34 protein-coding genes are annotated in these 18,165 nt (G+C 71.0%); all 34 read left to right on the top strand.

The window, feature by feature from the left end:
• Positions 1-3: 3 nt before the first annotated feature.
• A complete protein-coding gene (locus ACIRRH_RS41250; protein ID WP_403078317.1) occupies positions 4-801 on the top strand; it encodes a hypothetical protein in 798 nt (265 codons plus the stop codon).
• Between the two features lie 102 nt (positions 802-903).
• Complete coding sequence (locus ACIRRH_RS41245; protein WP_403078315.1) at positions 904-1,125, top strand: hypothetical protein; 222 nt, start codon at positions 904-906, stop codon at positions 1,123-1,125.
• Positions 1,122-1,310 (top strand): hypothetical protein, encoded by a 189-nt coding sequence (locus tag ACIRRH_RS41240; protein ID WP_403078312.1) that lies wholly within the window; start codon positions 1,122-1,124, stop codon positions 1,308-1,310. Before ACIRRH_RS41245 ends, ACIRRH_RS41240 begins: the two co-directional genes overlap by 4 nt.
• A gap of 9 nt (positions 1,311-1,319) precedes the next feature.
• A complete protein-coding gene (locus ACIRRH_RS41235) occupies positions 1,320-2,093 on the top strand; it encodes a hypothetical protein (RefSeq protein WP_403078311.1) in 774 nt (257 codons plus the stop codon).
• 59 nt (positions 2,094-2,152) lie between these two features.
• A complete protein-coding gene (locus ACIRRH_RS41230) occupies positions 2,153-2,488 on the top strand; it encodes a hypothetical protein (protein ID WP_403078308.1) in 336 nt (111 codons plus the stop codon).
• Positions 2,489-2,539: 51 nt separating this feature from the next.
• The gene (locus tag ACIRRH_RS41225) at positions 2,540-2,884 is read left to right on the top strand and encodes a hypothetical protein (protein WP_403078305.1); all 345 of its coding nucleotides are present in this window, start codon (positions 2,540-2,542) and stop codon (positions 2,882-2,884) included.
• Between the two features lie 61 nt (positions 2,885-2,945).
• The gene (locus tag ACIRRH_RS41220; RefSeq protein WP_403078302.1) at positions 2,946-3,194 is read left to right on the top strand and encodes a hypothetical protein; all 249 of its coding nucleotides are present in this window, start codon (positions 2,946-2,948) and stop codon (positions 3,192-3,194) included.
• Positions 3,191-3,433, top strand: coding sequence for a response regulator transcription factor (locus ACIRRH_RS41215; protein WP_403078299.1), 243 nt, complete (start codon positions 3,191-3,193; stop codon positions 3,431-3,433). The genes ACIRRH_RS41220 and ACIRRH_RS41215 overlap by 4 nt, the downstream gene beginning before the upstream one ends.
• The gene (locus ACIRRH_RS41210) at positions 3,430-3,717 is read left to right on the top strand and encodes a hypothetical protein (protein ID WP_403078297.1); all 288 of its coding nucleotides are present in this window, start codon (positions 3,430-3,432) and stop codon (positions 3,715-3,717) included. Before ACIRRH_RS41215 ends, ACIRRH_RS41210 begins: the two co-directional genes overlap by 4 nt.
• A 143-nt stretch (positions 3,718-3,860) precedes the next feature.
• Positions 3,861-4,049, top strand: coding sequence for a hypothetical protein (locus tag ACIRRH_RS41205; RefSeq protein ID WP_403078294.1), 189 nt, complete (start codon positions 3,861-3,863; stop codon positions 4,047-4,049).
• Positions 4,050-4,075: 26 nt separating this feature from the next.
• Positions 4,076-4,393, top strand: a complete 318-nt coding sequence (locus tag ACIRRH_RS41200) for a hypothetical protein (protein ID WP_403078292.1) — start codon at positions 4,076-4,078, stop codon at positions 4,391-4,393.
• 136 nt (positions 4,394-4,529) lie between these two features.
• The gene (locus ACIRRH_RS41195) at positions 4,530-5,165 is read left to right on the top strand and encodes a hypothetical protein (protein ID WP_403078290.1); all 636 of its coding nucleotides are present in this window, start codon (positions 4,530-4,532) and stop codon (positions 5,163-5,165) included.
• Between the two features lie 319 nt (positions 5,166-5,484).
• Positions 5,485-5,658, top strand: coding sequence for a ribbon-helix-helix protein, CopG family (locus tag ACIRRH_RS41190; RefSeq protein WP_403078287.1), 174 nt, complete (start codon positions 5,485-5,487; stop codon positions 5,656-5,658).
• Between the two features lie 69 nt (positions 5,659-5,727).
• Complete coding sequence (locus tag ACIRRH_RS41185; RefSeq protein WP_403078284.1) at positions 5,728-6,792, top strand: protein transporter Sec31; 1,065 nt, start codon at positions 5,728-5,730, stop codon at positions 6,790-6,792.
• Positions 6,793-6,798: 6 nt separating this feature from the next.
• On the top strand, positions 6,799-6,945 hold the full coding sequence (locus ACIRRH_RS41180; RefSeq protein WP_403078282.1) for a hypothetical protein: 147 nt from the start codon (positions 6,799-6,801) through the stop codon (positions 6,943-6,945).
• A gap of 4 nt (positions 6,946-6,949) precedes the next feature.
• Complete coding sequence (locus ACIRRH_RS41175) at positions 6,950-7,117, top strand: hypothetical protein (RefSeq protein WP_403078279.1); 168 nt, start codon at positions 6,950-6,952, stop codon at positions 7,115-7,117.
• Positions 7,117-7,881 carry a hypothetical protein gene (locus tag ACIRRH_RS41170; RefSeq protein ID WP_403078276.1) on the top strand — a complete coding sequence of 255 codons (765 nt, stop codon included), beginning with the start codon at positions 7,117-7,119 and terminating at the stop codon, positions 7,879-7,881. The genes ACIRRH_RS41175 and ACIRRH_RS41170 overlap by 1 nt, the downstream gene beginning before the upstream one ends.
• Positions 7,882-7,894: 13 nt before the next feature.
• Positions 7,895-8,302, top strand: coding sequence for a hypothetical protein (locus ACIRRH_RS41165; RefSeq protein WP_403078273.1), 408 nt, complete (start codon positions 7,895-7,897; stop codon positions 8,300-8,302).
• Entirely contained in the window at positions 8,302-9,306 is a 1,005-nt protein-coding gene (locus ACIRRH_RS41160; protein WP_403078270.1) for a hypothetical protein, read from the top strand. The genes ACIRRH_RS41165 and ACIRRH_RS41160 overlap by 1 nt, the downstream gene beginning before the upstream one ends.
• Before the next feature lie 35 nt (positions 9,307-9,341).
• Entirely contained in the window at positions 9,342-9,581 is a 240-nt protein-coding gene (locus tag ACIRRH_RS41155) for a hypothetical protein (protein ID WP_403078268.1), read from the top strand.
• A 37-nt stretch (positions 9,582-9,618) separates the two neighbouring features.
• On the top strand, positions 9,619-9,789 hold the full coding sequence (locus ACIRRH_RS41150) for a hypothetical protein (protein WP_403078265.1): 171 nt from the start codon (positions 9,619-9,621) through the stop codon (positions 9,787-9,789).
• 41 nt (positions 9,790-9,830) lie between these two features.
• Positions 9,831-10,127 carry a hypothetical protein gene (locus ACIRRH_RS41145; RefSeq protein WP_403078263.1) on the top strand — a complete coding sequence of 99 codons (297 nt, stop codon included), beginning with the start codon at positions 9,831-9,833 and terminating at the stop codon, positions 10,125-10,127.
• 92 nt (positions 10,128-10,219) lie between these two features.
• Positions 10,220-10,345: a hypothetical protein gene (locus ACIRRH_RS41140; RefSeq protein ID WP_403078260.1), complete on the top strand. Its 126-nt coding sequence runs from the start codon at positions 10,220-10,222 to the stop codon at positions 10,343-10,345.
• 7 nt (positions 10,346-10,352) lie between these two features.
• Positions 10,353-10,520: a hypothetical protein gene (locus tag ACIRRH_RS41135; RefSeq protein WP_403078258.1), complete on the top strand. Its 168-nt coding sequence runs from the start codon at positions 10,353-10,355 to the stop codon at positions 10,518-10,520.
• A gap of 57 nt (positions 10,521-10,577) precedes the next feature.
• Complete coding sequence (locus tag ACIRRH_RS41130) at positions 10,578-10,802, top strand: hypothetical protein (protein ID WP_403078256.1); 225 nt, start codon at positions 10,578-10,580, stop codon at positions 10,800-10,802.
• A complete protein-coding gene (locus ACIRRH_RS41125; protein ID WP_403078253.1) occupies positions 10,799-11,209 on the top strand; it encodes a DUF6221 family protein in 411 nt (136 codons plus the stop codon). The genes ACIRRH_RS41130 and ACIRRH_RS41125 overlap by 4 nt, the downstream gene beginning before the upstream one ends.
• A 351-nt stretch (positions 11,210-11,560) precedes the next feature.
• Positions 11,561-11,752, top strand: coding sequence for a hypothetical protein (locus tag ACIRRH_RS41120; protein WP_403078250.1), 192 nt, complete (start codon positions 11,561-11,563; stop codon positions 11,750-11,752).
• Between the two features lie 21 nt (positions 11,753-11,773).
• Positions 11,774-12,586: a GDSL-type esterase/lipase family protein gene (locus tag ACIRRH_RS41115; RefSeq protein ID WP_403078247.1), complete on the top strand. Its 813-nt coding sequence runs from the start codon at positions 11,774-11,776 to the stop codon at positions 12,584-12,586.
• A 19-nt stretch (positions 12,587-12,605) separates the two neighbouring features.
• Positions 12,606-13,001 (top strand): HNH endonuclease, encoded by a 396-nt coding sequence (locus tag ACIRRH_RS41110; protein WP_403078244.1) that lies wholly within the window; start codon positions 12,606-12,608, stop codon positions 12,999-13,001.
• 128 nt (positions 13,002-13,129) lie between these two features.
• Complete coding sequence (locus ACIRRH_RS41105; RefSeq protein ID WP_403078241.1) at positions 13,130-13,588, top strand: phage terminase small subunit P27 family; 459 nt, start codon at positions 13,130-13,132, stop codon at positions 13,586-13,588.
• A gap of 16 nt (positions 13,589-13,604) precedes the next feature.
• A complete protein-coding gene (locus tag ACIRRH_RS41100; protein ID WP_403078238.1) occupies positions 13,605-15,311 on the top strand; it encodes a terminase large subunit in 1,707 nt (568 codons plus the stop codon).
• A 13-nt stretch (positions 15,312-15,324) separates the two neighbouring features.
• Positions 15,325-15,543: a hypothetical protein gene (locus ACIRRH_RS41095; RefSeq protein ID WP_403078235.1), complete on the top strand. Its 219-nt coding sequence runs from the start codon at positions 15,325-15,327 to the stop codon at positions 15,541-15,543.
• Positions 15,543-17,480 (top strand): phage portal protein, encoded by a 1,938-nt coding sequence (locus tag ACIRRH_RS41090; RefSeq protein WP_403078232.1) that lies wholly within the window; start codon positions 15,543-15,545, stop codon positions 17,478-17,480. The genes ACIRRH_RS41095 and ACIRRH_RS41090 overlap by 1 nt, the downstream gene beginning before the upstream one ends.
• Before the next feature lie 3 nt (positions 17,481-17,483).
• A partial coding sequence (locus ACIRRH_RS41085) for an HK97 family phage prohead protease (protein WP_403078229.1) occupies positions 17,484-18,165 on the top strand: 682 nt, incomplete at its 3' end.

The following is an 18,165-nucleotide window of genomic DNA, read 5'->3' as shown; positions in this document are numbered from 1 at the left end:
GCCATGACCGAGCCCCTCGACCTCGACGCCATCCAGGCCCGACTCGACGCCGCCACCGACGGACCGTGGACCGTCGACGACAGCGAGATCGAAGCGGACATCATCGCCGCCTCCGCTTGGATCGCTCGCACCGACAACGAGTCCAGCGAGGACAGGGCCAACGCCGAGTTCATCGCCGCCGCCCGCACCGACGTCGAACAACTCCTCGCCCGGGTCCGGGAACTGGCGGCCGAGCGCGACCGCTACCGCACCGCCTGGTACTCCGCCAAGGCCCGCGCCAGTACAGCGCGCGAGCTTCTCGACATCACCGAACACGGCCGCGACTGCGCCGTCGAGGCCGTCGAGCAGCTCCAGGCCACGCTCAACGAGATGCCTCGGTGCGGCGCGCCCCACCCCGTCGTGGACGACGCCCGGTGCGACCTGATCATGCGGCACCCGGGCTGGCACGCCGGGCCGGTGGGCGCCTGGCCCGGCGCCCGGTTCCCGTGGCAGCGCGCCGACAGCTGGCCCACCACCCCGCAGGCGGACGCCCCCAGCGGCCCCGCACAGCCCGCCTACTGGCTCGCCCAGTACGACGGTGCCGATCCCACCCTGTGGACCACCGAGGCAGCCGCGCTCGACCACTGCGCCAGCCTCGCCCGCGCCGAGGGCCTCACCTCCTGGGACTGGACCCCCGAGGACGGCGCCCAGCAGATGATCCGCGTCCACCCCGACACGGACGCCCCTCTCAGTCGTGGCCCCGGGCGCGTCACCGAGATCCACCCCCAGACGGCCGAGGAAAGCCCCACGCGGCCCGCCTAACGGCCTGCCAGCCCCGCACCGGACCACGGACACCACGGGGGCGCGCCGAGCCCGTGACGCGCCCCCACAGCCCCGCTACACACACCCACCACGGAGACCCGCATGACCACCGCACGCCAGCGTCTGGAGAACCTTCTCCACGACTACCGCACCGAGACCGTCGGGTCGCTCCTCGACCAGCTCACCGCGGACGCCTACCGCACCGCCGCCGACGTCCTGGAGGTCGGCAACCCCGACCGCAGCCCCGAGTTCACCGAGGGCGTCGACTGGGCCGTCGAGACGCTCCGTTCCGCCGCCGACAAGACCGTCGGCGGTGCCCGGTGACCGACACCCCGCCGCCCCTCGACGCCGACCTCGACGAGCGCGAACGCCGCCTCCAAGCCGATGCCGAGGACGCCCGTCAGACCCTGAACCGCGCCCGCTCGCGCTACGACCAGATCTGCGAGGAACTGCGGGCCATCCGCATCGAGCGCCAGGAGCGCGCCGCCGCCCGCGCCACGACCAGCTGAGGAACCGCCATGGCCGAACGCCCGCACGGATTCACCCGCTACGTCACCGACGGCTGCCGCTGCTACACCTGCGGCTGGGCCCGCCACCAGTACCAGGTACGGCTCAACACCCTCAAGGCCAACGACCAGTGGCAGCCCTACGTCGACGCCGCCCCCGCCCGCACACACCTCCAGCAGCTCCAGGCGCAGGGGCTCGGTCTCCGCCGGATCCAGGAACTCAGCGGCGTGGACCGCGCCAGCCTCCAGAAGATCCTCCACGGCCGGTCGAAGATCCGCCCCGCAACCGCTCGGGCCATCCTCAGAACCCGCCCCGCCCTCAACGACTACGCCCCCGCCGCGATCATCGACGCCACCGGCACCACCCGCCGACTCCAGGCCCTTGTTGCGGCTGGCTGGCCGTTCGCCTACCTGGCCGCCCGGCTCGGTCGGACCCGCGGGAATTTTTCGTCGCTCCTGCGGCGGGCCCGCGTGCAGGCGCACACGGCGCGCGCCGTGTGCGACCTGTACGTCGAGTTGTGGCTCACGGACCCGGCCACCCGCGGTGCCGACCCGGAGGCTATGGCCAGGGCGCGTACCTGCGCCGCGTCGAACGACTGGGCACCGCCCGGCGCATGGGACGAGGACACCATCGACGACCCAGCCGCCGCCCCGGACTGGACCGGTGCCTGCGGCACCACTGCCGGCTACTCGGCCCACCAGCGCGCGGGCACCACCACGTGCCCGCCCTGCCGGGCCGCCCTCGCTGCCTACCGAGCCAACCGCAAGGCCACCGCGGCCGCCTGACCCCTGCCACCCCGACGCCGCCCGCAACCCGCGGGCGGCCCGACCGCCGAGGAGAACCCGTGCGTCGCATCTACCGCGACCCCGACGGCACCACCTGGATTGAGACCCGGCTTACCACCGGTGCCAGCCGCCTCCAGGAGGCCGAGCAGCAGCACGGCGCCTGGCTCCGGCACTACGGCGGCTGCGAAATCGAGATGCCCACCGCCGACCTCACGGCCTGGACCCGCATCACCGAGGACGACCGCATCACCCACCTCGAAAGCCTGCTCGCCCCGGTCCTCGCCCAGCTGCCCGAGCAGCAGGCCGCCCCCATCCGCGACGCGGTTGCCGCTCTGTACGACATCCCCGACGAATCGCACGCCGCCCGACTACGTGCACGCCGCGCACCCCGCTGACCCGCCCCGGCCTGCCGCACCCCGCGGCAGGCCCCATCCCGAGGAGACACCGTGACCAGCCAGCACCTGTGGGACATCGACCACCCGTACTACGGCGCAGAGGGCTACCCCAACGAGTGCGAGTCCTGGCAGGAGTTCGCCACCAACATCGCCCCGCACCTCGACCCCGACCTCAACCACCTCTACCGCTGGGACTGGCACACGCCGGGCCACCACCACTGGGAGGGCGAGGAGACGTTGGAGCTGTTCTTCATCATGCCGCGCAAGAGCAGCTGCATGTCGTACAGCATCCCGGTCGCCGAGACCGATGAGCCCGCCGTCCGCGAGTACCTGGCCAGCATGACCCGACACATTGCCGCACTTTGGGCCCCGATCCACCTCGACCCCGCCGCGTGACCGTCAACCCCGTGGCTGGTCCTGGCCGGCGCCCTCCTCGGCGCCGGCCTCGGGGCCGCACATGACCACCTGGACCGTCCTCGCCCTCTGCGGCCCGTCGGCCGCCCTCACCATCCTCTGGATCGCCGCCACCACCCACCCCGCGAGGCCCACCATGCCCGACCTCCCCGACGACCTCGGCGTCACCCCCGCCACCGGCACCCGGCCCGCCATTCTCTGGGCCCGCTACGGCAACACCACCGAGTTCTACGCCGTCCGCACTTCGCGGGCCGACACCGAGCCAGCCGACCACGAGGAGCCCCAGCCGTGACCATCCACGCCCAACCTGGTGCCCCGCTCACCGCTGCCGAGATCGAAGCCCTCAACTACGCGGCCAACGGCTACACCAGCGAGCAGACCGCCCGCCGCCTCGGCCTCAGCCGCAAGTCCATCCTCGACCGCACCGCCGCCGCCCGCCGCAAGCTCGGCGCGCACAGCACCACCCACGCCGTCGTCCTCGCCTACCGCACCGGCCAACTCGCCCTCGCCGCACCCAGGAGCGCCGCATGACCCGCACCGAAGCCCTCGACCTCGCCACTCAGTGGGCCAAATCCGCCCAAAGCTGCTACCGCCGAGCTGCCCGAGCCGACGACGACGCCCGCATCGCCGACACCGGACGCCCGCCCACCGACCACCCCAGCCCCAACGTCCGACACCTCATCCGCATTGCCGAAACCGAGTACCGGAGCAGCCAGATCGAGGCCGCCCTGGCCACCGCCTGGGCCGCAATCGCCGCCGCAGCACCCGAGGACGGACCCCAACTTCATATCCAGGTCGAGGAGCCCCAGCCGTGACCAGCGAGCACACCCCACGCCCCGGTCGTACCTGAGACACCACCGTGACCCGCGCCGAGGTGACCGTCCCCGACAACGCACCCGACCCCCAGGCGAACCGCGCCACACGTCGAGCCGCCGGCCCGCGGGTCACCATCCGGCAGGTGCCCACCCGCCGGCTCGTCCGAGCGTGCTCGGACTGTTACGAGATCGACCACCCCGCCCAGACCTGCCAGTCCGCCGCTGCCGAGCGCGCTGCGCTACGGCGGCTGTTGGACGACGCCACCAGCCGCATCGTGCGGGACTGGGACGACGGCTACGGCAACCCTGGTCCCGCATTCACCAGCCGCTGACGCCCGTACCACCAGAGAGGCACCCAATGACCCCCACACCCGAGCAGCTCGACCACCTCATCGGCCACACCGCCAACCGCGCGCTGAGCCCCGACGAACACGCCCTGCTCCGAGCCGGCGTCCAGCGACTTCGCGCAGCTCTCGCCGATGCCCTCAGCACCGCACTCGGCATCGCCCTCAACCACATCCCGGACGGCCCGCTGCCCACCGTTCTCACCGTCACACCGGGAGTCGGCCGTACGCCGTGGGGCGTCATCGTGCCCACCCCGGCCACCTGCGGCCCCGCCTGCTCCGAAGCCCACACCTACAACAACGGCTGCCAACTGGCCCCCAACGCCCGCTGACCAGCGGACCGGACCGGTTGACGGCCGCGCGCGCCACCGCCCCATGCATGACGAAGGGGCGCCCCCGAACCCACCACGGCCAGGGCGTTCCACGCGGTCCGATCACCATACCGCCCACGCACCACAGGAGACCGGCATGCTCCCCGTCCCGCACCTGGACCGCCTCCGCACCCAGCTTGGCCAGCTGCCCGAGCTGATCACGCTCGCCCATCTCGCCCTCGCCCCTGGCGCGGGCCGGCGTGGGGCCCGGGTCTCCGGCGCCACCCGCACCGCACCCCTCCCGTGCCGGGTGGACGTGCTGTCCCTCGTCGGCCCCACCGCGGCCGAGGCGGTGCACGACGACCACGGTGACCAGGACGACACCCCCGGCCTCGACCTTCTCGCGGGCTGGGCCCGGACCGTCCTCGAGGACCGGCAGCGCGCCAACGACTGGACCGGCTGGGCCCGGCCCGCGGGCTACGAGTGGGAGCGCACCGTCTCCGTCGCAGTGAAGCTGCTGCTGTTCCACCTCGACTGGGCCGCCGGCCGCCCGTACGCCCGCGACCTCGCCGACGAGATCGGCCGCCTCCACGGGCACCTGAACCGGGCCGTCGGCATGCCGATAGCGCCCCCGGCCCGGCGCATGGTCTGCCCCAGCTGCCACCTCATGACCGTCACCGTCCGGGCCGACGGCATGCGCGAGTGCAGCAGCATCGACTGCGGTTCGGTTCGCAGCGAGCAGGAGTACGCCGGCCGCGCCGAGCAGACCCTGGCCGAGCTCGCGGCAGCCTGAGGTCAGTCGCCCGCCGTCTCCTTCGGAACCGGCGGGCGTTCAGGCAGCTTCGCACCAGGGCGCCGGAGGTACCAGGCGACCAGAGCGCGGATGATCTCAGCGCGGTTTCGGACGCCGGCTCGTTCACCGAGATCGGTCCAGTCGTCGTCGCCGATGCGGACGACTCTGTTCGTAGTGTGACTGTCCTTCGCGCGACTGACCATGGCGCCAGGGTAGGGCGCGCATATGCATACGTCGACTACCTGCGCATTTCAGCCATCCGTCATGCATATGCACGGATGGGCTTGCTGTGCATATGCACATCGGCTAGCTTGTGCATATGCACATCGCCGACGAGAAGCCGGCCGAGACCGGCACGCCCAGCCCGCCCACGATCAAAAAGATCATCGGCGGCATCACCCTCTACGGCCCCCAGCTCGACAAGCTCCAACGGGCCACCGGCAGCGGATCCCGCTCTGCCGTCATCCGCCGCCTCATCGACCAGCACCTCTAACAAAACGGGCCCAGGCGTGGGGATCGCAGCCCCAGCCCAGGCCCTAGACCACCGGAGAAAGAACCTCCCATGGCCCACCAGAACGGTACCTTCCGCCGCACCAAGCAGGTACTGCAGGAACGCATCGTCCCGCATACCATCAACGGCGTCACCGAGATGGTCACCGAGAAGTACGCCACCGCCGTCCCCATTCCGCCCCGCGACTGGGACCACATCGTCCGCAGCGCCGTCACCGGAGCCACCGCCCTCACCGTCGCCGGCAGCATCGCCTGGTCCACCGCCAGCATCGGCGACCTCCTCTCCCGCACCGTCGACCCCTACATCGGCTACACCGCAGCCGGCGTCTTCGACCTCGCGTGGATCAGCTGCATGGCCCTGGAGTGGCTCGCCCGCTACGACCGCCGCAAGGCCAAGCTGCCGATGGTGGCCGGCCACGTCGCCCTCGTCCTCGCCATGGCCGCCGTCTGCACCCACGGAATCCTCCAAGGCGGCCACGGCGCAATCGTGATCGGCATCATCGGTGCGCTCGTCTCCGCCCTCGCCAAGGGCATGTGGACCATGACCATGCGGCACTTCAGCGTCGACCTCGACGACCGATCCCAGCAGTGGATCGAGGCCCGGTTCTCCGCCGCCCACGCCCGCCTCGCCACCGCCGCCGTGCACCGCGAACTCGCCCGTGTCGAAGGCGCCACCGCCAACATGCACGCCGCCTACGAGCTGCCCATCGCCGAAGCCGAGCTGACCGATGCCGACCGCGCCGCCGAGTACGCCCGCAGCCTCATGCCCGGCGCCACCGACGACGAACTCGCCGCCCAGCTCGCGGCGGCCGGCCTGGTCACCCCGCCGACCAGCACGCTGCTGTTCGATGACCACCACGGTGACCACCAGGACGACCACATGATGACCACCGTGGCCGCCGGACAGACGGTACGCGAGACGGTCACCTCGGTGGTCACCCCGGACCCCGCCAGCATGACCAGGTCCCAGCTGATTGCTGCCGCCCGGCGCCTGGACCGGCAGGCCCGCAAAGGGCGCTCCGCCCGGCCGGTCACCATTGGCACGCTCCAGCTTCAGCTCGGCCTCTCGCGCCGCGAAGCGACCGAGATCCGCAAGATCGTCGTCGGCGCCGAGTAGCGCCCTGTGCCCGCGCTTCTCTGGGCGGTCTCCGCCACGGTCGCCTACGCCGGCCTCTACCTCACCGCCGACAGCGACTCCCGTCCCACCCTGCGCCTGTACGGCGCCTACGCGCTCAGCGCACTCACGATCGCCCTCCTCATCTGGAGCTGACCCCATGAGCCTCTGGTCCAAGCTCACCGGCGGCCAGACCGCCGCCAGCACCACCTCGACCGGCCGCACCGCCCGCGAGCGGGCCCGCCGATCCGCCGAGATCCGCCGCATCGACACCGGCACAGCCTCGTGGCTCCGCCGCGGCGGCATCGGCCCCCGGAAGGACCGCTGATGACCACCATTCCGCCGCCCCCGAGCGAGCCGCCCACCGTCGGCATGCCCGACCCCGACCCCGAGCCCGAACCCGTGACCGAGTGGTGGCGCAAGAGCTGGCCGCCCATCCCGCCTCAGCACACCACCAAGCCTGCCGAGCCCGTCGACCTCCACAAGGACAACACCGACACCGAGGACCAGGCCGTCGAGGACGACGACCAGGAGCAGGCCGAGGCCGGCACCGCGGGGGAGAGCGACACCGCGCGACGGGTCTGGGTGTCCGAGTTCGCGGACGCCCTCGCCCAACGGCTTGGTGCCCGGATCGGCACGATCCTTACTGAGACGCCGGAGGAACGCGCCGAACGCGAGCGCGTCGAACACGAGGCCAAGTACGAGGCCAAGGGCGAGACCGAGCAGGAGCGCCGAAACCGTCACCGTCGCGAAGCCATCGTGCGGCGGCAGCGGGCCTCCATCCTGTGGCACCAGACCCCCAACGAGCGCACCCGCCGATTCCGCCGCTGGTGCATCCTCACCGCAGCCTCCGCGGCCGCCGGCTACCTCCTGCACCTGCCCCAGATCCTCACCGGCCTGCCGCTGCCGGTCGGCGTCGGGGCCGTGTTCCTCGGCTGGGTACTCGACCTCAAGATGCGCGGCGGCGGCCACGTCCGCGTCACCCAGGTCCGGGGCCCCGCCGTCCTCTACCTCTGCGCCGTCCGCGTCCCCCTCGCATCCGCTCTGCTCGCCCTCCTCGGCCTCACCCCCCTGTTCGCCCTCACCAACTGACCGGAGACCCACCATGCTCGGATCCTTCGGCGCAGGCGGCGTTCTGATCGTCGTCGCTCTCGCCCTCATCGCCCACAAGCGCGGCGGCGGCAAGTTCCAGCCCGTCAAGTCGCACCACGTCGTCTACTGGGGCATGGCCATCGGCATCGTCGCGGCCAGCGCGGGCACCGCCCTCCAGCAGATCAACCTGCTCGGCAGCGAGTTCTCCAAGACCCTCACCCAGCAGTCCGAGACCTTCGGCACCATCGGCCCGGCCGCCGTCGCCGCCGCCCTCGTCGGCATCGCCTTCTGGTTCAAGCCCACCTTCGCCAAGGACTTGCTGTGCGGGATCGCCGCCCCCGGCGTCCTCAGCGCCGCCGCCGGCATCTGGGCGGTCCCCATCAACATCAGCACCGCCCTCCTCCACTCCCTGGCCAGCTGATGAATAGCTACCTTGAGGACGCCCGCGCCCAGCACGTCGAAGCGCTGACCGCCTGGCGGGAGCGCCGCGCCGAGGCACTGAAAATCGAGGATCCCAATCAGCGTGCTGCCGCCCTGAAGACACTCCAGGGGGAGCGGCCCGCCCACCCCCTGGTGGATGGCATCTCGCTCACCGCCATCGGCCGCGGCAACCGCCGCCTGCTGGCCCCGTTGAAAACCCGCCACGCCAACGCCAAGGCCGAGCACGCCGAAGCCCTCGGCGCGTGGCGGGAGCGCCGGGCCAAGGCCCTGGAGATCAAGGACCCGGAACAGCGCGCCGCCGCCCTGGAGGAGATTGGCCGGGCCAAACCGACCAGTCCCGTCCTGGTCGCCACCGGGGCCGCGGTGGTCGCCACCGTCGTCGTCTGGCCGATGCTCCACGGCCACCGCGCCGCCATCGTCTCCGGCGCGCTCACCCTGTGGGTGCTCGTCGCCCTGGTTCTCGGCCAGACCACCCCCGAACAGCAACCGCCCGCCGAGAAGGCCGAGGAGGACACCTCCAAAGCCGGCGACCAGGAACCTGACGGGGAGGCCGAGGAAGAGCCCGATGAGACCCTCCCGACCCCCGCCGAGACTCACGCCCTGACCGCCTCCCTGGCCACCGGCGGGACCTCCGTCCTCCTCACCCGGCTGGCCGCCGATCTGGGCGCCGCCCACCCCCTCTGGAAGGCCTCCACCAAGGCCATCCGGGCCCTCCTCGCACAGGCCAGTATCCCGGTCCGCGAAGGGGTGCGCACCCCCGACGGCAACGGGCCCGGCGTCCACCACGAGGACGTGCCCCCGCTCCCCTCCCCCTCTCGGACCGCCCCTCTCGCCGACGTTGTTGCCAACGTTGGCGCAGGTCAAAGTGCCAACACCAACACCAACAACACCGAAGAGTGGTCCACCCAAGAGGGGCGCGTCATGCGCGCCGACCCCGAGAACCCCGCCCGGACGATCATCGTCAGCCGCGCCCCCGCCGCCTGATCCACTCCCACCCCGCCCACCACCTGGAGACCACCATGCCGGACACCGCCAAGACCGTCATCGCCCGCTACCAGACCGTCGGCGGAGCCACCGTCGACCTCACGCCCGAGCCCCGCGGCATCCGCGCCACGTGCACCGGATGCCCCAACACCAACTGGCTCTCCCACTACGACCTGTGCTCCAACACGGCGGACCGGGCCTGGGCCACCAACCGGGCCGTCGGCTGGGCCCAGCGCCACGCCGAAACCTGCCGTGCCATGCCGCTTGAGGCCTGACCCCAACCGATCAACACCCACACCGAGGACTACCGCCATGACCACCTACCAGTGGCCCAACAAGCTCATCCCCGAATTCACGCTGGAGGAGCTGATCGCAGCTCTCCAGGCAGCCGAGCGGGGCGACCAGAAGATGAACCCCGCCGTGGTCGAGAGCTGCCGCCGCGAGTGGGAGCGCCGCCACGGACTGTCCGAGGACGAGGCCTGACCACCCGCCACCCGTAACTGCTGAACCCCAAGGAGAGCCACATGACCAAGACCGAAGCCATCGCGGCTGCCGCCCGTGAGGTCCTCGCCCACGGCGGACCCGACTGCCTCACCGACCGCAACATCGCCCTCCGTGCCGTGGACAACGCCATGGCCATGGGTGTCACCGAGGACGAGATCCTCGCCGCGGCAATCGCCGCCGCCGAAGGCCGGCTCACCCAGCTCCAGCACGCGTTCATCGACGAGGCGCACGACCGCGGCAAGCGCCACACCCTCGCCCACCAGATCCGCAAGACCCGCGACGAGATCGCCCGGCTGTACGAGCTCCTGCCGGCCTGACCACACCCCGGGGCGGCCGTCACAGCCTGCCAGCATCGCCGGCCGCCCCGGGCCCCTCGCCACCCACCAACGAGCACGAGGAGACGCCCATCATGGACTACGCCAACGGAAACGGACAGCAGCCCGACCAGCAGCCCGAGCCGATCATCATCGAGCGCGGCAGCGGCATCAGCGTCGAGTGGCCCCAGCCCACGCCGCAGCCCCAGCCCGAGAGCTGAGGACGACATGAGCAACCACGAGTTCGAGGTCGAGATGCTCGACCAGATCATCACTGCGGTGAAGGCCGGTGACAGGGCCAAGACCACCCGCCTGGTAGACCGCCTGCTGCGGGAAAGCACCGACCCGGCCGCCACCGAAGCCCGCATCCAGCAAGCGATCCGCGACGCCCGCTGACCGACCCGCCCGCCCCGGCACTACCCGGGACGGGCGTTCGCACGAGAGGATCAGGCCGTGGACAACACCACCGCCATCAACCCCGTCACACCGGCCGCCGAACGGCGCCAGCAACTCCTCGCTGCCATCCAGCGCGGCGGAGGTACCTGGAACCGGCAACGCGCCTGGCAGCTCTACCAGCCCCGGCCCGCCGAGAAGTTCGTCCGCACCGACCTCCAACACCTCTGCCGTGACGGACAGCTGGTTCGGGTGCGGCTCGGCGAGTACGAGGTAGCCCGATGACCGACAACCTGGTGACGTTCCTCCGCGCCCGCCTCGATGAGGACGAGCAGGCAGCCCGCGCGGCCACGCCCGGCCCGTGGACGGTGGACAGCGAGACGTATGCCGCGGCGATCCACGGCGCCGGGCATGCGGACGTGATCGCTGGCGGCCGGTGGGGCGGCGAGGCTTCGGTGTTCGAGTCGACTGAGGACGCGCTGCACATCGTCCGGCACGACCCGCCGCGGGTGCTGGCCGAGGTCGCCGCCAAGCGGCGCATCCTTGACCAGCACAGGGGACTCGAGAGTATGACCGGGCCTAACTGTTCAACGTGCTGCATTGAGAGCTGGCCGTGTCCGACCTTGCGCTTGCTGGCCCTGCCGTACGCCAACCACCCCGACTACCGGCCCGAATGGGCGCCCGGCGCCTGACATGGAGGAACCCGTGGACGCCAAGTATCCAAGCACGGCCGACCTTCGGTACGTCGGGGCTGAGCTTCACCTCGACCGGATCCGTGCGGACCTGGAACGCCAACTCGGCGCCACCTGGCGAGGACGGCTCGCCCTGCGGCTGACGCGCTTGCACTTGATCGCCGCCCGTCCTAACCTGAAACGCAGCAGGTAGCCCCTGCCCAGAAACAACTCGAAGGCCCCGACAGCCCACGCTGCGGGGCCTTCGTGCTGCCCGGGGAGGTGCTTGTGGCCCGCTACCCCAACCCGCCGCTTCATCAGATCCGGCCAGACGACCTCGCCAACCGAGCCGACACTGCCGCAGCCTTCGGGGTGAGTGAGAGCGCCGTGAAGTGGTGGGTCCACACCGGCCTGATCGAGGCCCTGCCCATACCCGGCGGACCGCACCTCTACCACCTGCCCACCGTCGCCAAGGCCGAGCACCGCACCTGGACCAACGGCGCCAACCGGCCCGCACGCGGCGGACGCCGACCCGGCTGGCAAGTCGGACAAGCCGCAGCCTGACCCGCCAACGACGGAGCCCCCGTGACCACACCCGCCCCGTACAGCCCCGACACCGCATGCGCCCTCGCCATCGGCGCCACCAGCCGCGGATGGGTCGAAGCACCCGACGACATCCCCTGGGACCACGACCTCGCCAGCTACAACACCCGCGCCGTCGAGCAACGCGCCACCACCCTCATTGCCGACCTGCGCGACAACCTGGCCGCCCTCCGCGCCGTCCTCGCACCGCCCACCGCCACCATGCGGATCCTGTGCGTCGGCGACAGCATCACCCAAGGCCTCGGCGCCGCCGCCGGCGCAAGCGGACAGATGGACGCCCACGGCAACGGCCTCGGCGGCCAGGGCTACCCGGCGTGGCTGACCGACTTCCTCGCCCGCCGCCGCATCGCCACCCAAATCACCAACATCTCCGAGGGCGGCAAGACCCTGCGGATCACCGCGCCCCGGGCACTCGCCGCCCTGCCGGCCGCCCAGCCCGACATCGTCCTCGTACACCTCGGCACCAACGACATCGGCACCGACACCGACGACTGGCAGAACCGCTACGGCACGTTCGTCGACCAGCTCCTCGCCTCCTCGCCAACCGTCCGCGTCGCCTGCGCCCGCCTCGCCCACTACCGCAACCCCGGGCTGGACGCCGGCACCGGACAGATCAATACCTGGGTCGACAACGTTGTTGCCGCACGGAAGGCCACCGGCCGGGTCGTTGCCGCCGATATGACCCCGATCAGCACCCACTGGACCGCCGACGGCACCCACCCCCTCGACGCCGCCTACCTCACCATGGCCAAGCAGTGGATCGGCGCCATCAACCCCTGGCTGCCGCAAGGCTGATCTCCGGAGAGGAGGCACCGTGCCAACTGCCCCGCCCTCCCGCTGCAGCGACCCAGCCTGCCGCGAACTCGCCACCAACCGCGGCCGATGCGACCAGCACCAGCCCGCACCCTGGGCCGGCCGCGCCAACAAAGCCCACCGCTACGGCATCAGCTCCGGCCGCTGGCGCACCCTCAAAGCCCGCGTCCACCGGCGGGACAACGGCTGCTGCTACCGCTGCGGCGCCGAACCACCAGACGACCCCGACGAACCCGGTCACGAGCTCGACCACATCGCCCCCGTCGCCGAAGGCGGAGCCGTTGAAGACCTCGACAACCTCGGCCTCATCTGCCCGCCCTGCCACCAGGCCAAGAGCAGGGCCGAAGCGGCCCGAGGCAACCAGAGGCGCCTCCAACAGCGACGTCACACCACGTGACAGCGATCACCAGGCGTCACCAACCCCCCAGGGGGTAGGGGTGTCCAGATCGCTAACCGCCCAGCTCAGGGGCCCGCCGCGGTTAACTCAGAAGACCTCCACTCAGAATCCGGTATAGGGGGTCTGCCATGGGTCGCATTGCTCAGCCGGCCGCCCTGAAGCTGCTGAAGGGCTCGGCGACTGGCCGGGACTCGGGTGGCCGGGAGGTCAGCACTGGGCCGGCGTTCCGGCGGATCGCTCCGAACCCTCCGTCCTGGCTAAGCACCGAGGCCGCGGACGAGTGGCGGCGGGTCGTGCCAGGCCTGACCCGGCTGGACATCCTGAAGGAGGAGGACCGGGCTGTCCTGGCGGCGTACTGCGAGACTTGGGCCACGTTCGTTGAGGCGATCCGGGTTCAGCACTCGGAGGGCCTGACCATCGAGGCGAAGCAGGGCACCCTCGCGCACCCCGCGGTCGGCATCGCCCGATCGGCGGCCCGGGAACTGCGCTCGTTCGCCGCCCACTTTGGGTTGACGCCGAGCACGGAACAGGCCCTGGCGAGGGGGGCCGACGATGGCAAGGCGGACGAGGACAACCCCTTCGCCTGAGCCGGACGCTCCGACGTTGCCGGGCGAGGCGGAGCTGGAGCGCCTCAAGCTGTCGCCCGAGGTCGCCTGGTACCTAGCCTCCCGTGGAATCCCGCTGCCGGACTGCCCACCGCTGGTGCAAACCCCGAGCCCCGGCGAGGCCTCGGGAGCGGTGTTCGACCCGGACCGGGTGGACCGGGTCCTGCGGGCCTTCGGGCTGCTGCGGCATACCCAAGGCCAGTGGGCCGGGCAGCCGCTGCGGCCGGACCCATGGCAGGTCGCCTACATCCTCGCGCCCGTGTTTGGCTGGGTTCGGTGGGATGAGGACGCCGATGCCTACGTGCGGATCGTCCGCACGCTGTACGTGGACGTGCCGCGCAAGAACGGCAAGTCCACCTTGTGCGGCGGCATCGCGATCTATCTGACCTGCGGCGACGGCGAGCCCGGAGCCCAGGTCGTTGCGGCTGCCACCTCCGAGCGGCAGGCCGGGTTCGTCTTCCAGCCGGTCAAGCAGTTGGCAGAGAAGGCCCCGCGGCTCAAGGGCCATGTCCAGGCCCTGAAGAAGAAGATCATTCACACCAGGACGGGCTCGTACTTCGAGGTCGTCTCCTCGGTCGCGGACGCCCAGCACGGCGCGAACCTGCACGGCGGGATCGTCGACGAGCTGCACGTCCACAAGACCGCCGACCTGGTCGAGACGATCGAGACCGGCACCGGCTCCCGCCGGCAGCCGCTGATCGCGATGATCACCACGGCGGACTCCGGGAAGCCGCACACGGTCTACTCCCGCAAGCGCGAGTACGCCGAGCAGCTCTCGCGCCGGGTGCTAACCGACCCGACGTTTTACGGCGTGGTGTGGGCCGCAGAGAAGGCTGACGACCCGCACGTCGAGGCCACATGGCGGAAGGCGAACCCCGGCTACGGCATCAGCCCGACCCGTGCCTACCTCTCCAAGGCCTCGGCGGAGGCGAAGCAGTCGCCGGCGGACCTGGCCAAGTACCTGCGCCTGCACTTGGGTCTGCGGACCAAGCAGGAGACAAAGTTCCTGACCATGGAGTCCTGGCGGGCGAACGCCGGGATGGTCGACGAGCAGGCGCTGGCCGGCCGGGAGGCATACGGCGGCCTCGACCTGGCGGCTACCTCCGACCTGCTGGCGCTGTGCTGGCTGTTCCCGGACGACGAGCGCGGCGGCTACGACGCGCTGTGGCGGCTGTGGACGCCGGAGGCCAACGTGGAGGCGCTGGACCGGCGTACGGCTGGCGCTGCGTCGGTGTGGGTCCGGCAGGGCCTGTTGCAGGCGACGCCGGGCAACGTGGCGGACTACGACTGGATCCAGGCCGCGATCGAGCGGGACCTGGACACCTTCGACGTCCGCTCGCTGGGCTACGACCCGTGGTCGGCGGTGCCGTTGACGAACGAGCTTCAGAAGCGCAACGCGCCGCTGGTGAAGGTTCGGCAGGGCTTCGTGACCTTGTCGCCGTCGCTCAAGGAGTTGCAGCGGCTGCTGCTGAAGGGCACCCCCGAGGCGCCGATGGTGCGGCACGGCGGGAACCCGGCGGTGGAGTGGATGGTCGACAACCTTGCCGCGTCGATGGACCCGGCGGGCAACGTCAAGCCGGACAAGGCCCGGTCGGCCGAGAAGATCGACGCCGTCTCGGCGCTGGTTACCGCCCTGTCCGAGGCCATGACCAGGCCGGAGCCGGTGCGGTCCGCGTACGAGGACGGCGCACTTGACGTCATGTGAGAAGGAGACCGCGGTGTTCTGGTGGCGGCGTACGGCGCTTCGTCGCCGGGTGGTGGTGAACCTCGCGGACAAGGCCTTCGCCGGGGTGCTGTGGGCCAAGCGCGGTCCGCTGCTGGTCCTGCGGGACGCCGAGCTGCTACAGGCCGGCATGCCCGCGGTCACCATGGACGGCGAGGTCGTCATCGAGCGGGCCCGGGTCGAGTTCATCCAGGTCGTGGCGGGGGGTGGCTGATGGCCTTCATCGTCTCCGCCGGCTCGCTCGACCTGGTGTCCCCGTTGCCGGTGTCGTCGATGCCGGTGCAGGTGCGGCTCGCGGACGGCGTGTATCGGGACTACTCGACGATGTACCGCACCCAGCCTCAGCTGCGGACGGTCATCTCCTTCCTGGCCCGCAACATTGCCCAGCTGGGCATCCACACCTTCCGCCGGGTATCCGACACCGACCGGGTGCGGCTCGGCGCGGCAGACAGCCAGCTGGCGGCCCTCATGGGCCGCCCATCGCCGACGATCACCCCGTACCGGCTGGTTGAGCGCCTGGTCGCCGACATCGGCCTGTACGACATCGCCTACTGGGCGAAGGTGAAGACCGACACTGGCCAACTGGCACTCGCTCCACTGCCGGCCGCCCGGGTCCGGCCCAAGGGCGACAACATCCTGACCCCGGCCTACTACGAGCTGTCCGGGGTTCGCGGCACGAAGCGCTTCGAGCCGGACGAGCTGGTCGTGTTCCACGGATACCACCCGGACGACCTGCGGATCGGCTGCTCGCCAGTCGAGGCCCTACGCACGATGCTCGCCGAAGAGTACGAGGCGACACGCTCACGCGAACAGATGTGGCGCAACGGCGGCCGACTGTCGGGAGTGCTGAAGCGTCCCGCCGGCGCCCCGGATTGGTCACCTGATGCGCGGGCCCGCTTCAAGGAGTCCTGGCGCTCGTTCAAGCAGGGCGGCGGCAGCGAAGGCGGAACGCCGGTCCTCGAGGACGGCATGGAGTACGAGACGGTCGACATTGACCCGCGTACCGCCTCCTACGTCGAGTCCCGCAAGCTGACCAGGGAGGAGTGCGCCGCGGCGTATCACATCCCGCTGCCGATGGTCGGCATCCTCGACCACGCCACGTTCTCCAACATCAAAGAGCAGCACCAGCAGCTCTACCAGGACACTCTCGGCCCGTGGCTGGAGATGATCACGCAGGAGATCATGCTCCAGCTGCTGCCTGACCTCGACGGCGAGGGCTCCGGCGTCTACGTCGAGTTCAACCTCGAAGCAAAGATGCGCGGCAGCTTCGAGGAGCAGGCCGCGGCGGCATCGACCGCGACGGGCGGGCCGTGGATGACCCGCAATGAGATCCGAGCTCGCAACAACTTGCCGTCCGTGCCGGGCGGCGACGAGCTGATCACCCCGTTGAACGTCACCACGGGAGGCCTCGCCTCCCCGCGGGATACCGCCCCCAAGACCCGCACACCTGCGGACCGGAAGTCCGGCCTGCCCAAGGGGATTGCCGGGTTCGACGCCGAACGGGACACGCTCGCCGCGAAGCTCCAGGCGATGTCGGCACGGCAGATGGACGCGGTACTGCGGCAGGCCGGGGTAAAGGACATCGCGCCGCCCGACCTGCTGGCCGCCTGGGAAGCTTCCGCCGGCCCGAACACCGCGCAGGTACAGTCCCTGCTCGCGGACCGGGCGTTCCGGCTCGCCCAGGTCGGCGCCTGGGAAGTGCTCGCCGAGCACAACGCCGACGCCGAGGGCTGGTCCGCGGATGCCATGCTGCCGTGGCTGCTGGCCGCCGCAGACAGCCACGCCGCCCAGCACATTGCCGCAGGCACCGCCCTACTGCAGACCGCGGTTGCCGGCACCGACTGGCGCCAGGCGATCACGGCGGCGGCCGCATCCTGGGCCACCGCAACAGCGGTACGCCGGGCCGTCACCGCCGCGACCGAGGCCCGCAGCTTCGGCGGCCACGATGCGGCGAAGGCATCCGGGCTGACCTACAAGGTCTGGCACACCGGCGGCAGCAACCCACGGCAGTCGCACCGGGCTCTGGACGGCGACCGGGTTGAGCTCGACGACGTGTTCGGCAACGGCTGCCGCTGGCCCGGCGACGGGCACGGCCGCGAGTCCGAGACCGCGAACTGCCACTGCAAGCTCACCTACGACAGGAAGGGGTAGGCGGTGCCACGCACCAAGGAGTGCCGCGCCCGCGTCAAGGCCGCCGGCACCGCCGACGGCCTGGCAGAAGGCCAGTTCACCGCGCTCGTATCGGTGTTCAACAACGAGGACAGCGTCGGTGACGTCGTCCAGCCGGGCGCGTTCACCAAGACCCTCACGGAGTGGGCCGCCAAGGGTGACCCAATCCCGGTGATCTGGTCGCACGACTGGGGAGACCCGTTCAGCCACGTCGGCATCGTCCTGAGTGCCGAGGAGACCGCAGACGGCCTGCTGGTCACCGGTCAGATCGAGGACGTCGACACCAACCCCAAGGCCGCGCAGGTCTACCGCCTGCTCAAGGGCCGCCGCGTCACCCAGTTCTCGTTCGCGTACGACGTCGAAGAGGGCGCCTGGGTGGAGGGCACCGACGATCAGGGCGACTGGTACGGCTACTACGAGCTGCGCGAGCTCACGCTCTACGAGGTCGGCCCGTGCCTGCTCGGCGCCAACCAGGAGACCGAACTCCTTGCGGCGAAGGCCACTGCGCTGGCCGCCGGCGCCAAGGAGGGACGGGTCCTGGCGTCCAAGCACGTGGACCGCCTCAAGGAGGCTGAAGTTCCACCCTGCGGTTGGACAGCGGGTTCTTACGCTGCCGGGGTGAAGTCGTGTTGCAGCCTGGCTCGGATTTCGAGGGGGGTGAGGTATC

This window comes from Kitasatospora sp. NPDC101235 (assembly GCF_044767505.1).
In the GTDB taxonomy this organism is placed as follows: Bacteria; Actinomycetota; Actinomycetes; order Streptomycetales; family Streptomycetaceae; genus Kitasatospora.
Note: the sequence above shows the minus strand (reverse complement) of the source record. Positions and strands in the feature narration are given on the sequence as shown.

Bases quoted from the DNA above. Each gene is read 5' to 3' on its own strand.
- ACIRRH_RS41250 (WP_403078317.1), top strand. From the start codon at position 4: ATGACCGAGCCCCTCGACCTCGACGCCATCCAGGCCCGACTCGACGCC.
- ACIRRH_RS41245 (WP_403078315.1), top strand. From the start codon at position 904: ATGACCACCGCACGCCAGCGTCTGGAGAACCTTCTCCACGACTACCGC.
- ACIRRH_RS41235 (WP_403078311.1), top strand. From the start codon at position 1,320: ATGGCCGAACGCCCGCACGGATTCACCCGCTACGTCACCGACGGCTGC.
- ACIRRH_RS41220 (WP_403078302.1), top strand. From the start codon at position 2,946: ATGACCACCTGGACCGTCCTCGCCCTCTGCGGCCCGTCGGCCGCCCTC.
- ACIRRH_RS41210 (WP_403078297.1), top strand. From the start codon at position 3,430: ATGACCCGCACCGAAGCCCTCGACCTCGCCACTCAGTGGGCCAAATCC.
- ACIRRH_RS41200 (WP_403078292.1), top strand. From the start codon at position 4,076: ATGACCCCCACACCCGAGCAGCTCGACCACCTCATCGGCCACACCGCC.
- ACIRRH_RS41195 (WP_403078290.1), top strand. From the start codon at position 4,530: ATGCTCCCCGTCCCGCACCTGGACCGCCTCCGCACCCAGCTTGGCCAG.
- ACIRRH_RS41190 (WP_403078287.1), top strand. From the start codon at position 5,485: ATGCACATCGCCGACGAGAAGCCGGCCGAGACCGGCACGCCCAGCCCG.
- ACIRRH_RS41185 (WP_403078284.1), top strand. From the start codon at position 5,728: ATGGCCCACCAGAACGGTACCTTCCGCCGCACCAAGCAGGTACTGCAG.
- ACIRRH_RS41175 (WP_403078279.1), top strand. From the start codon at position 6,950: ATGAGCCTCTGGTCCAAGCTCACCGGCGGCCAGACCGCCGCCAGCACC.
- ACIRRH_RS41170 (WP_403078276.1), top strand. From the start codon at position 7,117: ATGACCACCATTCCGCCGCCCCCGAGCGAGCCGCCCACCGTCGGCATG.
- ACIRRH_RS41165 (WP_403078273.1), top strand. From the start codon at position 7,895: ATGCTCGGATCCTTCGGCGCAGGCGGCGTTCTGATCGTCGTCGCTCTC.
- ACIRRH_RS41160 (WP_403078270.1), top strand. From the start codon at position 8,302: ATGAATAGCTACCTTGAGGACGCCCGCGCCCAGCACGTCGAAGCGCTG.
- ACIRRH_RS41155 (WP_403078268.1), top strand. From the start codon at position 9,342: ATGCCGGACACCGCCAAGACCGTCATCGCCCGCTACCAGACCGTCGGC.
- ACIRRH_RS41150 (WP_403078265.1), top strand. From the start codon at position 9,619: ATGACCACCTACCAGTGGCCCAACAAGCTCATCCCCGAATTCACGCTG.
- ACIRRH_RS41145 (WP_403078263.1), top strand. From the start codon at position 9,831: ATGACCAAGACCGAAGCCATCGCGGCTGCCGCCCGTGAGGTCCTCGCC.
- ACIRRH_RS41140 (WP_403078260.1), top strand. From the start codon at position 10,220: ATGGACTACGCCAACGGAAACGGACAGCAGCCCGACCAGCAGCCCGAG.
- ACIRRH_RS41135 (WP_403078258.1), top strand. From the start codon at position 10,353: ATGAGCAACCACGAGTTCGAGGTCGAGATGCTCGACCAGATCATCACT.
- ACIRRH_RS41125 (WP_403078253.1), top strand. From the start codon at position 10,799: ATGACCGACAACCTGGTGACGTTCCTCCGCGCCCGCCTCGATGAGGAC.
- ACIRRH_RS41105 (WP_403078241.1), top strand. From the start codon at position 13,130: ATGGGTCGCATTGCTCAGCCGGCCGCCCTGAAGCTGCTGAAGGGCTCG.
- ACIRRH_RS41090 (WP_403078232.1), top strand. From the start codon at position 15,543: ATGGCCTTCATCGTCTCCGCCGGCTCGCTCGACCTGGTGTCCCCGTTG.